Source organism: Burkholderia thailandensis E264, from assembly GCF_000012365.1.
GTDB classification, from domain to species: Bacteria; Pseudomonadota; Gammaproteobacteria; order Burkholderiales; family Burkholderiaceae; genus Burkholderia; species Burkholderia thailandensis.
Window position 1 is genome coordinate 1,894,545 of sequence record NC_007650.1, and the last position, 14,823, is coordinate 1,909,367.

The following is a 14,823-nucleotide window of genomic DNA, read 5'->3' on the forward strand; positions in this document are numbered from 1 at the left end:
GACAACGAACGAATCGTGAATCTGCCGCGGCTCCTCCCTTCTCGTGTTCAAGCGGCCGCATCCAATGGGTCGCGCGAAGCAACGTTGCGGTTTTCAGATTCAATCGCGACGCCCTTATCGGCAGTCATGCCTTAACAATAAAAAGGAGCACACATGTTGAACCGACATCATGAAGCGAATGCAGGCGCGTTCCGTGCGCGGCAAGCCCGGCATCGCATCGCCTTCGGGCTGGGCGCGGCCCTGGCCGCCGCGACGTTCGCCGCATCCGCGCACGCAACCCTCCCCCTGCCCGCTTTCAACACGGCCGTTTTCGCGAAAGCGTCGGCGGACATCCCGATCGTCGTGCCGATCTGCTGCCGGGGACGAGCGCGATAAGCGTGCCCATGAACGTGCGCGACGGGCCTTGCCGGCGGCGAGAACCGGCGCGCGCGATTCGTCTCAATGCAAGGGGGGATAACACATGAATTTCACTCTGGGCGTCCTGCTCAGTCTCTCGTTCGTCATCACGGTGCTCGGACTGTTCGTGTTCATCTGGGCTCAGTCGAACGGCCTCCTGAAGATGGGGCAGTCCGCCGCCGAGGTGATCTTCGCCCAAGGCGAAATCGGCCATGCGGAGACGTTTGCCGGCGTATCGGGACACGAGCGCGTTGGCGGGGCGGCATCCGCCGACGCAGCCGAGCTTCAGGATCGATTGCGCGCCGACCGATCGAGTAGCGCGGCGGCGCTCGCGTTCATCGCTTCGTCGGTTGGCTGGCTTTTGCTCGGCTCGGTGTTCGGCATGCTCGCATCGCTGAACTTCCAGGTGCCGGACTGGCTTTCGACGTCGCCGCTGATCACGTTTGGCCGCACGCGTGTCGTGCATCTGAACATCGTGACGTACGGTTGGGCGTCGATGGCCGGAATCGGCGTCGCGCTATGGCTGTTCCCTCGCCTGCTCAAAACCCGATTGGCGGGGGCGCGCTTCGCGATTGCGGGGGCCGTGCTCTGGAACCTCGGCGTCGCGGCGGGTTGCGCGGCGATTCTGTTCGGCTGGAGCGACGGCATGGAATGGCTCGAAATTCCGTGGCAGATCGGCATGCTGCTCGCGATCGCCGGCGCGCTGGCCGCTGTTCCGCTGCTGCTCACACTTCGCCGGCGAACGGTGGACCATCTCTATGTTTCCGTCTGGTACCTGGCCGCGGCGTTGCTCTGGTTCCCGATTCTCTACGCCGTCGCAAAAGTGCCGCACATGCACTTCGGCGTCGAATCGGCGATCGTCAACTGGTGGTTCGCGCACAACGTCCTCGGCCTCTGGCTGACGCCGCTCGGTCTCGGCGCCGCGTATTACCTGATCGCGAAGATCGTCGGCCGGCCGATTCATTCCTACAACCTGTCCCTCATCGGCTTCTGGGCGCTGGCGATGTTCTACAGCCAGGCAGGCATTCACCATCTGATCGGCGGGCCGGTTCCGGAATGGATCGTGACGGTGTCGGTCGTGCAGAGCGTGATGATGGTGGTGCCCGTCATCGCGGTGGCGATCAACCACATGATGACGCTCCGCGGACATGGCGCCGCGCTGAAGCAATCGTATCCGCTGCGCTTCATCGCGCTGGGGTCGGCGCTGTACACGCTCGTGTCGATGCAAGGTTCGCTCGAGGCGATCCGCTCGTTCAATCGCGTCGTTCACTTCACGCAATACACGATCGGCCACGCTCATCTGGGCGTCTATGGCTTCTATTCGCTGATCATGTTCGGCGCGATCTATTTTCTGATGCCGCGCGTCGCGGACCGGGAATGGCCGTTCCCGAAGCTGATCGCGTGGCACTTCTGGCTGGTCGTGGCGGGAATCGGCATCTACTTCGTGTCGCTGACCATCGGCGGCGTGCTTCAGGGGCTCGCGATGCTCGATCCGAAGCAACCGTTCATGGCATCGGTGACGGTAACGCTGCCGTACCTGGCTGCCCGCACGGTCGGCGGCGCGCTGATGACGCTCGGCCATTTCGTATTCGCCTTCCACTTCTGCAAGCTGCTTGCCATGCGTGCGGACCGGCAACCCGTATCGCCGGTCGCAGCCGATGCATGGCATTAGACGGGACACCACATGAAACGAATCACGACGGTAATGATCGGATCGCTGATCATGATCGCGATCTCGATGATCGTGCTGATCGCGATGCCCTATCGGGAACTCCAGAACGAAAAGGCGCCGCAAGCGCTTAGCCCTTACACGTTCGCGCAGCTGCGGGGGCGCGCGACCTACGTGTCGATGGGCTGCGCAGCCTGCCATTCGCAGCAGCCGCGCCCGGCTTCCGTGGGGCCGGACGCGCTCCGCGGGTGGGGGCGCGCTTCCGTGCCGAGCGATTACGCGTACGACTACCCGCATTTGCTCGGTACGTCGCGCACGGGGCCGGACCTGTTCAATATCGGCGCGCGGCAGCCGAGCGCCGATTGGCAGCTCGCGCATCTCTATCAACCGCGCGCCGTCGTGCCGGGGAGCGTGATGCCGGCCTTTCCGTATCTGTTCAAGGTTGTAGACGCGCCGTCGGATGGTGACAAGGTCGTGAAACTGCCGCCGTCGTTTGCGCCGAAGCGCGGCGCGGTGATCGCGACACAGGAAGCGCTCGACCTCGTCGACTATCTGATCGCACTCAATCACACGTATCCGGTCGAGAAACCGGCTCGGGAGAATGCACCGAAATGAGCACGCGCGATGTCGAAAACGAGGCCGCGCGGCGCGAAAACGCCGAGCCGACCGAAAACATGCGGCCGTTGCCCTGGCTCTTCGTCGGGATGATCGCCTGTCTGACCGTGTGGGGCGGCGTGACGCTGTTCCACGGCGCGAGCGTCGAGCCCGATCAGGCGACGAAGGCCGGCACGGGTCCCGTCGTGATCGACGGCGGCGTTTTGTATACGGCGCATTGTGCCGCTTGTCACCAGGCCGACGGAACCGGAGTCGCAGGCGCCTTCCCGCCGCTTGCCGGTTCGGAATGGGTAACGGGTGAGCCGGACACGATCGCACGCATCCTGCTGCTGGGCATCGACGGTCCGATCGAAGTGAAAGGCGCTCCGTACAGCGGGACGATGCCGGCGTTCGGCAACACGCTGTCCGATGCGGAACTGGCGGCGGTCGCGAATTACATTCGCACGAGCTTCGGCAATGCCGCGGCGAAGCCGGCAGACGAGCGGACACTGAAGGAGGCGCGGCAACGCCTGGATGGCCGGACCCAGCCGTGGGCCGGCGGCGCCGAGCTTCGGGGCAGCAAATGAATGCCGCCGACCTGCGCACGGACAGCGCGGCAGCGGAGCGCGACGGCAGCGCCGTGGTGGACGTGCGGGGGATGTGGTGCCCGAGTTGCGCAAACGCGGTGGAGCGCGTGCTCGCCAGGCAAGCGGGCGTGCTCGACGCAAGCGTGAGCTTTGCGGCCGAGGCCGCGCACGTCCAGTGGGATACGGCCGTGACGACGCTGCCGACCTTGCTCGAAGCGGTTGCACGCCTTGGGTACACGGCGACGCTGGAGGGATCGCAACGTGATCGCCGCGCCCATCTGGCGCGCGAAGCCGCGCTCATCCGGATGCGGCTGATCGTCGCCGTGGTGTTCGGCATGTGGGCGATGCCGGCGCAATGGACGGTGTACATGGACCTGCACGACGCGATACCCGCTTCCATCCGGCTCGGCCTCGCATGGTTCGCGGGCGTCACGACGTTGCCGATCCTGCTGTTCAGCGGATGGCCGTTTCTTCGCGCCGCATGGCGCACGTCGCGCGCGGGCGTGCCCGGGATGGACGCGCTGGTCGCGTGCGGCGCGACGGTGGCCTTCGTGCTCTCGGTATGGCGGCTGCTGCACGGCGATTCGGAGGTCTTTTTCGATTCGACGGCGATGATCGTGACCCTGCTGCTCGCCGGCCGCTTGATCGAGCACACGATGCGCGGCCGTGCGGCGGACGCGATGCAGGCGTTGCTCGCGCTGCCCGCGCAGTCCGTTCTGCTCGAAGAGGCGCACGGCGGCCAGCGCGAGGTGCTGGCCAAGCGCGTGACTGCCGGACAGCGTTTCCGGCTTCGCCCCGGTGAACGGGCGGCCCTGGACGGGGAGATCGAAAGCGGGATCTCGACACTCGATCGAGCGCTGCTGACCGGGGAATCGACGCCGGTGGCCGTACGTCGCGGAGATACCGTCGAAGCCGGCGTGCTCAACGGAACGGGCAGCCTGGTCGTGCGCGTGACGTCGGAAGTGGGCGCGCGGCGAGCCGATGCGATCGCGCGCACGTTACGCCGGATGCTCGCCAGAAAGACGGCGGCGGATGCGCTGGCGGAACGGTTCACGCGCCGCTTCGTGCCGGCGATCTTTCTGATCGCCGCGGCGACTGGCGCTTACGGCGTACTGACCGGCGCGGGCTGGAGCGCGGCGCTCGAACACGCGATCGCCGTGCTTGTCATCACCTGCCCTTGCGCTCTCGGGCTCGCGACGCCGCTCGCGCTGATGGCTGGCGCCGGCCGGGCGGCGCGCGCCGGCATTCTGTTTCAGGACGTCGAGGCGATCGAACGCGCCACCGGCATCGGCATCGTGTTTTTCGACAAGACCGGCACGCTCACGCGCGGCGAGCCGACCGTCGTCGGCGTGCATCCCGCCCCCGGCGTCGGCGAAGCGGAATTGCTCGCGGCTGCCGTGATGGCCGAGCGGGGCAGCGAGCACCCGTTGGCGCGCGCCATTCGTGCCTGTGGGCAGGCCTGTCCGATCTCGAACGAGCCCGGCGAGTGCGAGGCCGTGCCGGGAATGGGCGTCGTCTGGCGCGGCGAAGACGGCGCGCGGATCGTGGTCGGCTCGGCGGCGCTGCTCGGACGCGAGGGCATCGTCCTCGACGAATCCGCGCACTGCGACGAGACGACGGCCTACGTCGCGCGGAACGGGCGCCTGCTCGGCCACGTGCGCGTGGCGGATGCGGTGCGTCCGGAGTCCGAGGCGGCGGTGGCGGAGTTGCAGGCGCGCGGCATCGAGGTGTGGATGTTGACGGGTGATCGTCCCGAGCCCGCCTACTCGGTCGCCGAGGCGGTCGGCATCCCACGCGAGCACGTGACGGCGGGTGTGGGCCCCGAGGAGAAAGCGGCGATTGTGCTCGATGCGCGGCATCGGCATCGCGTCGTCGCATTCGTCGGGGATGGCTTGAACGACGGCCCGGCACTGGCCGCGGCGGATTACGGAATCGCTGTGCAGAGCGCGTGTGCGTCTTCCGCGGCGGCCTCCGCGGTCGTGCTGACGCGCGGCGACATCCGGCAGGTCGCCGATGCGATCGCGTTTGGCGCGCGCATCTCGCGCGTGATGCGGCAGAACCTCGGCTGGGCGGCAGCCTACAACCTCATCGCCCTGCCGGTGGCGATTGGCGGCCTGGCGTCGCCCGCGCTTGCCGCAGCGGCGATGGTCTGCAGTTCGATCTCGGTCACGCTCAATGCTTGCCGCCTCTCATTGCTGCCGTCGCCCGGCAGCCGCAGCCGCGCATCGAGCGCGGCACTGGCCGCATCGGCATCATTCTCCATTCTGGATTCCAAAAAATGAGCAAGGTTTTATCGAATGTATCGTTGAGCCGTCGCCGCGAGTTTCTCGAGCGGACGTTCGGGCTGGGACTTGCCGGTCTCGCGGGCGCCAACGCGTGGGGCGCCGTTGAACGTACGATCGCGCTGCCGTTCGGCAACGGGCGCCGCCCGCTCGCCGACCATTTTCCGCAAAAGGGCCCGCTGATTCTGCAGCGCACGCGCCCTCCGCTGCTGGAAACGCCGTTCGACGTGTTCGACCGGCATGTCTTCACGCCGAATGACCAGTTCTACGTGCGCTGGCATCTGGCAAACATCCCGTCGCACGTCGATCCGGCAACGTTTCGACTGGCAGTGCGCGGGCACGTTTGCCGGCCGGTCTCGCTGACGCTCGACGATCTCGTGAACGACTTCGCGCCCGTTGAAATCGCCGCAGTCAACCAGTGCTCGGGCAACTCGCGCGGCTTCTACACGCCGCGCGTGCCCGGCGCGCAATGGGGCCACGGCGCGATGGGCAATGCGCGCTGGACCGGCGTCCGGCTCAAGGACGTGCTCGAGCGCGTCGGTGTCCGGGCCGGTGCGGTGCAGGTGCGGATGAATGGCCTGGAAACGCCCGCGGCGCCACAGACGCCCGATTTCAAGAAGTCTCTCGAGATCGACCATGCGCTCGACGGCGAAGTGGTCATTGCGTACCTGATGAACGGCGAGCCCTTGCCGCTCCTGAACGGCTTCCCGATTCGGATGATCGTGCCGGGCTGGTACGCCACCTATTGGGTCAAAATGCTATGCGACCTCGAAGTGCTTGATCGTCCGGACGACAACTACTGGACCAAGAACGCCTACCTCATTCCCGACACGCCCGGCGCGAACGTCAAGCCGGGGCAGACCGGCATGAAAATGGTGCCGATCAACAAGATGGTGCCGCGCTCGTTCATCACGAGCGTGCGTGACGGCGGCATCTTGAAGCGCAACGTGCAAACGGAGATACGCGGTTTCGCGTTCGGGGGGGATTGCGGTCTTGCGCGCGTGCAACTGTCGGGGGACAGCGGCCGCACGTGGCTCGATGCGCAGCTCGACAAGGATTACGGCCGATACAGCTTTCGGCGCTGGGCGCTTCGCTTCACGCCGACGAACGCGGGGCCGCTCGTCTTGATGGTTCGGGCGGTCAATACGTCCGGGCTCGCCCAGCCGATGCAATCCAACTGGAACGGATCGGGTTTCATGCGTAACGGCGTCGAATCCGTCACACTGCGGGTCGTTTGACAGGGAGGAAGACCAGCATGAATCGTCAAGCGCTCCGTCTCTTTCTGATGTGGGGTATTCCGGTCGTCTTGGGCGTCGCGGCGGTGGCGGCCATGATGCCGTCCGACGGCCTCGACTCGCACCGCAATGCCAGCGTTGGCCGCCCAGTCAAGCTCCCCGTCGTCGATGCGAAGCTTCCGGTCAGTGCCGAGCGGTTTCCTCCCGGCCCCGGATCGGACATCGCCAATGCGCAATGCCTGATCTGCCATTCGACCGGCATGGTGACGCGCCAGCCGCCGTTGACCGAGCAAGAATGGGCGACCATCAGCAACAAGATGCGCGTGGCCTACGGCGCGCCGTTGCCCGAGAAGGATGTCGACGCGCTCGCCAGGTACTTGTACAGCATCAACGGGAAAAAGAGCGACCGGGCCGCGGCTGCCCCTTCGGTCGTCGACATGCAGGGCAGTTGAGGCGCCGTCGTCCGGCGATGGCTCGTTCGCAAGGCGGGATGCGATCCGTGAATCGATCCCGCGTATCGCCCTGCTCGCCCTCGCGACGGCCGTCGCTTCCGCGTGCCTTGCCGTCGATCGCGCCGCATGTGTTTGCCGGCGCGCGCCGCCGGGCGACCGTCGCGCGGAGACGCGCGAGATCGGGTATCGTGACGAACGCGCCGCCGCCGAGCCGTCGCCGCGAATGCGCCAGGCCCGCGCGGGCCGCCGCCATGCCGCCGGCCGCGCGAAAAGCCGGCACGCGGCCCCGGCGAGCAGTTCCGGCAGGACAGCCGCGCCGACATCCGAAAGCCATTCGAACGCCTCCGGAGGCCCCGATGAAAAACACCGATTCGCCCGAAAACCAGGCGGCCTCCGAGTTGATCGACCAGCGGATCGCCGAACTCGGCGATTGGCGCGGCGACACGCTGAGCCGGATGCGCCGGCTGATCCACGAAGCGGCCCCGGATGTCGTCGAGGAATGGAAGTGGAGAGGCACGCCCGTCTGGTCGCGCGACGGCATCGTCTGCACCGGCGAGTCGTACAAGTCGGTCGTCAAGCTGACTTTTGCGAAGGGCGCATCGGTCGACGATCCGGCCGGTCTCTTCAATTCGAGCCTCGACGGCAACGTCAGGCGCGCGATCGACATCCGCGAAGGCGAAACGCTCGACGCCGGCGCGTTCAAGGCGCTCGTGCGCGCCGCGATCGCGGTCAATCAGTCGAGCGGCAAGGCCAAGACAAGGGCGAAGCGCGCGAAGCCGGACGCGCCATGACGCAACGCGCGACACGCGCGGCAAACGCACCCGCGCGCGTGCCCCGCTTCGCGCGCCCGCGATCTCACCGCAACGCGCCCGCCAGCTTGCGGAACACCTTGTGGACGAAAAGCGCCGGCCCGGCGATGTGCGGCCGCAGGATCGCGTGCTTGCGCACGTACTTCGGCACGTGCCACTCGGCGCGGCTGCCGGCGTAGAACAGCGCGGCGTCGCCCGCGCGCAGCGTGCGCGGCGCGTCGCCGTCCGACGAGACGATCACTTCGCCCTCGATCACGTGGATGGTTTCGTCGCAGTCGAAGTGCCAGTTGAAGCGCCCCGCGGTGCAATCCCACACCCACATGGACGTCGTCGAATCGGGGCTGCACGACCACTGGCCGCTGCGCGCGACGGGCGCTCCCTCGATGATCCATTCCGGATCGATCGGGGAAGGTTGCAATACGACGTCGTCCAGCCGTACGGCCTCGAAAACGGAACGCGACATGGATCAGCCTCTGCTGCGGTTCAATCCGGAAATGACGGGGAAAACACGGCCATCGGAAACGACGGAACCTCCGCCGGAGCCGGCGAGCGTCCCGAACGAGCCAGAGCAATCATTTTGTAAGATTTGCGTCGGACGACACAAGCATGCCATCGGCGATTTGTAATAAATCGCACTTTCGCGCAAGCCGCGCGCCCATGATCGAATCGCCGTGGCTGCTGCGGCTGCTGCGGCTGCGGCGGCGGCCGTTGCGGCGGGCCGCCCGCGCACGCCCCTCGGCCGTGCCGCGCATGCCTGCCGCGCCGGAGGGACGAACACCGCGCCGCCGTCCGGCCCGCGCTTCACGCCGGCGTTCGCGCAGCCCGCTTCACGCGTTGCGCGCGAGCGCGAACCGCGATGTCGCGAGCCCCGCATGGCGCGTATCGGCGACGAACACGCCGCCCGCGCCCGGACTGCGCGCGAGCGCGCCGTCGTCTAGACCGACGCGCGCGCTCGTCACATACAGCCGCCCGCCGTCGTCGAGCGCCACGCAGCTCGGCTGCGGCGTCGGCACCGCGATGCGCTCGGTCTCGACGCCTTGCGCGTCATAGCGCACGATCCGCGCACCGCCCCACTGCGCGTTCCACACGCCGCCGTCGGCATCGACGGCCGAGCCGTCGGGCTCGCCGCAATCGTCGGCGAGCCGCACGAACGACCGGATGCGATCGACGTCGCCGCCCGGCCGGTAGTCGCACACCTGGATTTCCCGCGTCGGCGAATCGCAGAAGTACATCGCCGAGCCGTCCGGAGAAAACGTGATGCCGTTCGCGATCGCCGCGAGCGGCAGCGCAAGCCGCTGCAGGCTCAAATCCGGGTTCAGCCGGTAATAGCCGCCCACCGCGCGCGGCGAGCCGCCGCCCTCGTCCTTCATCCCGAACACGAACGCGCCCGCGCGGTCGCAGCGGCCGTCGTTCAGCCGTGTCGGCAGATCGGGCTCGACGTCGACGATCGGCGTGAACGCGCGCCGGCGCGCGTCGAAGAACGCAAGGCGCGACGCGAGGCCGACGAGCAGCACGTCCGGATCGTCGGTGAGCGCGAAGCATCCGATGCGCTCGGGCATCTCCCAACTGTCCGTCGCCGCGCCGCCTTGCGCGCCGGCCGCGCGCCATCGCCACAGGCGCGCGCCTTCGATGTCGACCCAATACAGCGCGCGCGTCGCGTCGCACCACGTCGCGCCCTCGCCCAGCGCGTTGCGGCAGTCGACCCGCAGCGTCGCGGCGGATGCCGCACCGGTTCGCGCCGGCCGATTCGATGATTCCATGCTGTCTCCCGATTTCGCGTGGATGCCGCGCGGCCGGAGGGCCGCGGGCGTCGCGCACGCGCGAAGCGCCGGCCGTCGCGCCCGCTCGCGCGGCTGCTGGTTCGGCGGCCTTGCCCGGCCGCTCGCGCGGCCATCCGGCCCCGCGAGCGCGATGCGGGGCCGCCCGCCGTCAGCCCCGCATCGCGCGCCGCCGATTGCGACGATACTGGTCGAACAGCACCGCGAGCAACAGAATGCCGCCGCGTATCAGATATTGGTAAAACGTCGGCACGTTGAGAAGGCTCATCGCGTCCTGCACCGAGCCCATGATCAGCACGCCGACGAGCACGCCCGAAATCGTCGCGACGCCGCCCGTGAGCGACACGCCGCCCAGCACGCACGCGGAAATCACGCCGAGCTCGAGGCCGACCGACGTCTTCGGGTCGCCGAGGCTCATCCGCGACGCGAGCATCACGCCGGCGAAGCCCGTCACGAGCCCCTGCAGCACGAACACGGTGATCTTGATCCGCGTGACGGGCAGGCCGGCGAGCAGCGCCGCCTCGCCGTTGCCGCCGACGGCGAGCACGTTCTTGCCGAACACCGTCTTGCGCAGCAGGAAGCCGAACGCGACGAAGCCGACGATGTTGCTCCAGATCGGATACGAGATGCCGAGGAACGATCCCGAGCCGAGCGCGAAGAAGCGCTCCTCGGAGATCATCACCGCGTCGCCGTTCGACGTGATGAACGCGAGCCCGCGCACGACCTCCATCATCGCGAGCGTGACGATCAGCGAGTTGATCCGCCAGCGCGCGATCAGCACGCCGTTGACGAGGCCGACCGCGCCGCCCGCGAGCACGCCCGCCGCGACGCCGAGCGCGATGCTGTGCGTCGCCGTGATGAGCGTCGATGCGACGACGCCCGAGAACGCGACGATCGACGCGACCGACAGGTCGACCTCGCCCAGCGCGAGCACGAACATCATCGTCACCGCGATCGAGCCGATCAGCGTGACCGACAGCAACAGGCCCTGGATGTTGCGGGCCGTCAGGAAGTCCGGCACGGCGATCGCGAGCGCCGCGAACAGCACGACGAACGCGACGACGATGCCGGAGCGGTTGAGGAGATCCCGCGCGGCCGCGCGCGGCGGCGCGACGCTAGCCCGGGTATCGGGAGAAGAAGAAGTGCCTTGGGGTTGCATGGCTTGACTCATGTCGTTCGCGTTTTCCGGTGTGCGCTGCCGCGCCGTTAGCGAGGCAGCGCGAGCTTGATCAATGCGTCGGGGCTCGCCTGCGCCTTCGCCACGCAGCCGGCGATCCGCCCTTGCTTCATCACGACGATGCGGTCCGACACGCCGATCACCTCGGCCAGATCGCTCGACACGATGAGCACCGTGCGGCCCGCGTCGGCGAGCTCGTAGAACAGGTTGTAGATTTCCGCGCGCGCGCCGACGTCGATGCCGCGCGTGGGCTCATCCATCAGGAACACGTCGATGCGCTCGGCGAGCCAGCGCGCGAGGATCACCTTCTGCTGGTTGCCGCCCGACAGCGCGCCGATCGGCGTATCGGCGTCGCGCGTCTTGATCGCGAGCCGCGCGATGTAGCGCGCGGCGAGCTCGCGCTCGCGCCGCGCGTCGAGCAGCAAGCGCGCGGGGCTGAAGTGGCGCCGCGCGCTCAGGTTCAGGTTGTCCGCCACCGACGCGATCGCGACGATCCCCTCCTGCTTGCGGTCCTCCGGGCACAGCGCGATGCCGGCGCGCACCGCGTCTCGCGGGCTCGCGAACGACACGCGCCGGCCGTTCAGCTCGACGTGGCCCGCGCTCGGGCGCGCGGCGCCGTACAGCAGCTTCATCAGCTCCGAGCGCCCGGCGCCGACGAGCCCGAAGAAGCCGACGATCTCGCCGCGCCGCGCGCTGAACGACACCGGCTCGGCGAGCCCCGGCCCGCGCAGACCCTTCGCCTCGATCGCCACGTCGCCCGGCTCGCGCGGCCGATAGCCGTACACGTCGGCGATCGGGCGGCCGACCATGCAGCCGATCAGCCGGTCGCGATCGAGATCGGCGACCGATTCGAACGTCTCGATGCGGCGGCCGTCGCGAAACACCGTCACGCGGTCGCAGAGCGCGTCGACTTCCTCCATCCGGTGCGTGACGTAGATGATCGCGCGGCCGTCCGCGCGCAGCGCGTGAATGATCCGGAACAGGCGCTCGGTCTCGCGCGCGGACAGCGAGCTCGTCGGCTCGTCGAACGCGATCACGCGCGCGTCGCGCATCAGCGCCTTGCCGATCTCGATCATCTGCCGCTGCCCGATCGACAGCAGCTTCACCGGCGTGTTCGGATCGATCCGCTCGCCGAGCCGCTCGAGCTCGGCCGTCGCGCGCGCGACGAGCGCGCGCTCGTCGAGCACGCCGGCGCGGTTCGGCAGTTGCCCGAGCATCAGGTTCTCGGCGACCGTCAGCTCGGGCACGAGATGCAGTTCCTGATAGATGATCGCGATGCCCGCCTCGAGCGCCGCGCGCGTCGAGCCGAAGCGCTGCGCGAGCCCGTTCAGCCGCAGCGTGCCCGCCTGCGGCTGGTTCACGCCCGAGAGCACCTTCAGGAGCGTCGACTTGCCCGCGCCGTTCTCGCCCATCAGCCCGTGCACCTCGCCCGCGCGCACCGACAGCGACACCGCGTCGAGCGCGCGCACGCCGGGAAACGTCACGGTGATGCCGTCGAGCTCGAGGCACGCGGCGCGCGGCGCGCCGTCCGGCGCGTCGAGGGGCCCCGCGCCCGCCGGCGAGCCGGCGGCCTGCGCGCCGCGCGCGCGTATCGTCGTATCAGTCATCGGTTCCTCGTCGACGTGCCGCTCAGATGCCCAGCTCGGCGCGCACCGCCTGCCAGTTCTCGCGCGTCATCAGCTTGCCGCTCGTCTGCGTATCGGCGGGCGGCGCCTTGCCGCTGCGAATCCAGTCGACGAGGTTCTGCGCGCTCTGCTTGCCGTGGTTCGTCGAGCTGACCGCGATCGTGCCGAAGAAGCCCGTCGGCTCCTTCTTCTGGAATTCGGCGAACGCCTCGCCCGCGCCGTTGATGCCCACGCCGATCACGTCCGCCGCCGGAATGTGCAACTGCTCGGTCGCGCGCACCGCGCCCAGCACCGTTTCCTCGTTCAGCGCGAAGATCACCCACTTCTTCACGTTCGGATGCCGCGCGAGCACGGGCGCCGCCGCGCTGAAGCCGCCTTCGTCGTCGGTCGTCTTCTGCGGCGCGTCGAAGATGTTCTCCTTCTTGAAGCCGCTCGCGAGCAGCGCCTGCGTCGCGCCGTCGGTGCGCAGCTTCGCGGTCGGCAGCTCGTAGTTCGTCACGCGCAGCGCGCCGACCTCCTCCGGCTTCCAGCCGCGCTTTTTCATCTCGTCGGCGATCGCCTGGCCAACCTGGTTGCCGATCTTCGTCGCCGACATGCCGAGGTGCGGCACGTTCGCGAGCGGCTTGCCCGACGAATCGACGAGCTGGTCGTCGACGGTCACGAACTTCATGTCGTAGCGTTTCGCGCGCGCGGCGATCGCCGGCCCGAGACGCACGTCCGGCGCGCAGATCACGAAGCCCTGCGCGCCCTGCGAGCCGAGGTTGTCGATCGCCGCGAGCACCTTCTCGCCGTCCGGCGTGCCGATGTTGACGACCGAGAAGCCTTCCTTCTGGCCGAGCGCCGTCGCGGCCTTCTGCTCGTTGATGAACCACGCCTGCTCGGGCATCTTCACGAGGAAACCGATCTTCAGCGGCGTGTCCGCGCGGGTCGCGGCGGGCATCGCGAGCGGCGCGATCACGAGCGCCGCGAACGCGGCGCGCAGGGTCAGTCGGCGAATCGTGCGGGTCATGGTGCGTCTCCTTGTCATGTTGCGTCTCCTTGATATGGGTCGTCTCCGACCGTCGTGCTCGTTGCCGGGCGCGTGCCGGCTTGCTGCCGATTCATCCCGGCTTGTCGCGGCTCGTTGCCGTGTTGCCGTGTTGCCGTGTTGCCGTGTTGTTACGTTGTTGCGTCGCCGCGTGCTCTCGTGCTTGCCGCGTGCCGCCATCCATCGCGTGCGCGAATCCGGCGCATGCGCCGCGCGCCCGCCGGCCGCCCGCGCCCGGCGGCGCCTCAGCGCTGAAACGGGTCGGCCGCGATGCGCCGGCCGATCATGAACGCATCGGCGACGAGTCGCAGCGGCCGATCGTCGACGTCGCTCGCGCCCTCGCCGATCAGCGCACGAAAGCGCGCGTACAGCGACGGATATTCGCGCTCGGGCGGCAGCGCGACGGGCTCGCCCGCGATCGACAGCCGCGCGCCGCCCGCGCCGATCGAGAGCACGCCGCCGTCGGTGTCGACCGCGATGTCCCATTGCTCGACCGGGCCGTGCCGCCAGTCGAACTCCGCGCGCACCGGCACGCCCGCCGTGTCGACGCAGTCGAGCTCGGCCGCGATCGGCGTATGCGCGTTGGCGGGCACGACGAGCGTCGCCGCGCGTAGCACGAGTTCGCGCGGCAAGATCCGCGTGACGATCGACAGCGCGTTGATGCCCGGATCGAACACGCCGAGCCCGCCTGGCTCCCAGATCCACTGCTGCCCCGGATGCCAGCGCCGCACGTCCTCCTTCCAGCGCGCCTGCACCGCGCGGATCGTGCGCGTCGCGAGCCATGCGCGCGCGGGCTCGACCGCGCTCGCGTGCCGCGAATGCCAGGCGGCGAACAGCGTGCGGCCGCGCTCGCGCGCGAGCGCGCGCAGCGCCGCGATTTCGCCGGCCGTCGCGCCCGGCGGCTTTTCGAGCATCACGTGCTTGCCGGCGCCGAGCGCGGCGCGCGCCTGCGCGTAGCGCACCTGCGGCGGCGCGGCGAGCGACACCGCGTCGAGCGCGGGCTCGGCGGCGAGCAGCGCGTCGATGTCCGGATAGTTGCGCACGCCGCGCACTTGCGCGTGGCGGCTCGCGCACGCGAGCAGGTCGAAGCCCGGCTCGGCCGCGATCGCGGGCAGGTGCTGATCGCGCGCGATCTTGCCGATGCCAACCAGGCCGAGCGTGTAGACGGAATTCATCGCGTAGTTCCTCCTTG

General features: G+C 68.7%; 13 protein-coding genes. 7 read left to right on the forward strand and 6 right to left on the reverse strand.

What is annotated here, in order from left to right:
• The first annotated feature begins 460 nt into the window (after positions 1 to 460).
• The 7 genes from BTH_RS08270 (at position 461) to BTH_RS08300 (ending at position 8,006) form a co-directional block, all read left to right on the forward strand.
• Positions 461 to 2,068, forward strand: coding sequence for a cbb3-type cytochrome c oxidase subunit I (locus BTH_RS08270; RefSeq protein ID WP_009897534.1), 1,608 nt, complete (start codon positions 461 to 463; stop codon positions 2,066 to 2,068).
• 33 nt (positions 2,069 to 2,101) lie between these two features.
• Positions 2,102 to 2,680, forward strand: a complete 579-nt coding sequence (locus BTH_RS08275; protein WP_009897536.1) for a cbb3-type cytochrome c oxidase subunit II — start codon at positions 2,102 to 2,104, stop codon at positions 2,678 to 2,680.
• A complete protein-coding gene (locus tag BTH_RS08280; RefSeq protein WP_009897538.1) occupies positions 2,677 to 3,246 on the forward strand; it encodes a c-type cytochrome in 570 nt (189 codons plus the stop codon). Before BTH_RS08275 ends, BTH_RS08280 begins: the two co-directional genes overlap by 4 nt.
• Complete coding sequence (locus tag BTH_RS08285; RefSeq protein ID WP_009897543.1) at positions 3,243 to 5,528, forward strand: heavy metal translocating P-type ATPase; 2,286 nt, start codon at positions 3,243 to 3,245, stop codon at positions 5,526 to 5,528. The genes BTH_RS08280 and BTH_RS08285 overlap by 4 nt, the downstream gene beginning before the upstream one ends.
• Positions 5,525 to 6,766 (forward strand): molybdopterin-dependent oxidoreductase, encoded by a 1,242-nt coding sequence (locus BTH_RS08290; RefSeq protein ID WP_041223544.1) that lies wholly within the window; start codon positions 5,525 to 5,527, stop codon positions 6,764 to 6,766. Before BTH_RS08285 ends, BTH_RS08290 begins: the two co-directional genes overlap by 4 nt.
• A 17-nt stretch (positions 6,767 to 6,783) precedes the next feature.
• Positions 6,784 to 7,215, forward strand: coding sequence for a c-type cytochrome (locus BTH_RS08295; RefSeq protein WP_038707740.1), 432 nt, complete (start codon positions 6,784 to 6,786; stop codon positions 7,213 to 7,215).
• Between the two features lie 356 nt (positions 7,216 to 7,571).
• Positions 7,572 to 8,006 (forward strand): DUF1801 domain-containing protein, encoded by a 435-nt coding sequence (locus tag BTH_RS08300; protein WP_009897546.1) that lies wholly within the window; start codon positions 7,572 to 7,574, stop codon positions 8,004 to 8,006.
• A gap of 64 nt (positions 8,007 to 8,070) precedes the next feature.
• Here BTH_RS08300 and BTH_RS08305 read toward each other — a convergent pair whose 3' ends face one another.
• From BTH_RS08305 to BTH_RS08330, 6 genes are all read right to left on the reverse strand, one after another.
• Entirely contained in the window at positions 8,071 to 8,487 is a 417-nt protein-coding gene (locus BTH_RS08305) for a cupin domain-containing protein (protein WP_009897550.1), read from the reverse strand.
• 364 nt (positions 8,488 to 8,851) lie between these two features.
• A complete protein-coding gene (locus BTH_RS08310; RefSeq protein WP_009897551.1) occupies positions 8,852 to 9,784 on the reverse strand; it encodes an SMP-30/gluconolactonase/LRE family protein in 933 nt (310 codons plus the stop codon).
• A 169-nt stretch (positions 9,785 to 9,953) separates the two neighbouring features.
• A complete protein-coding gene (araH, locus tag BTH_RS08315) occupies positions 9,954 to 10,973 on the reverse strand; it encodes an L-arabinose ABC transporter permease AraH (RefSeq protein ID WP_009897553.1) in 1,020 nt (339 codons plus the stop codon).
• A 35-nt stretch (positions 10,974 to 11,008) separates the two neighbouring features.
• Positions 11,009 to 12,586 (reverse strand): L-arabinose ABC transporter ATP-binding protein AraG, encoded by a 1,578-nt coding sequence (gene araG / locus BTH_RS08320; RefSeq protein ID WP_009897554.1) that lies wholly within the window; start codon positions 12,584 to 12,586, stop codon positions 11,009 to 11,011.
• Between the two features lie 22 nt (positions 12,587 to 12,608).
• The gene (locus BTH_RS08325; RefSeq protein ID WP_009897555.1) at positions 12,609 to 13,613 is read right to left on the reverse strand and encodes an arabinose ABC transporter substrate-binding protein; all 1,005 of its coding nucleotides are present in this window, start codon (positions 13,611 to 13,613) and stop codon (positions 12,609 to 12,611) included.
• Between the two features lie 263 nt (positions 13,614 to 13,876).
• Complete coding sequence (locus BTH_RS08330) at positions 13,877 to 14,806, reverse strand: Gfo/Idh/MocA family protein (protein ID WP_009897556.1); 930 nt, start codon at positions 14,804 to 14,806, stop codon at positions 13,877 to 13,879.
• Positions 14,807 to 14,823: the final 17 nt, after the last annotated feature.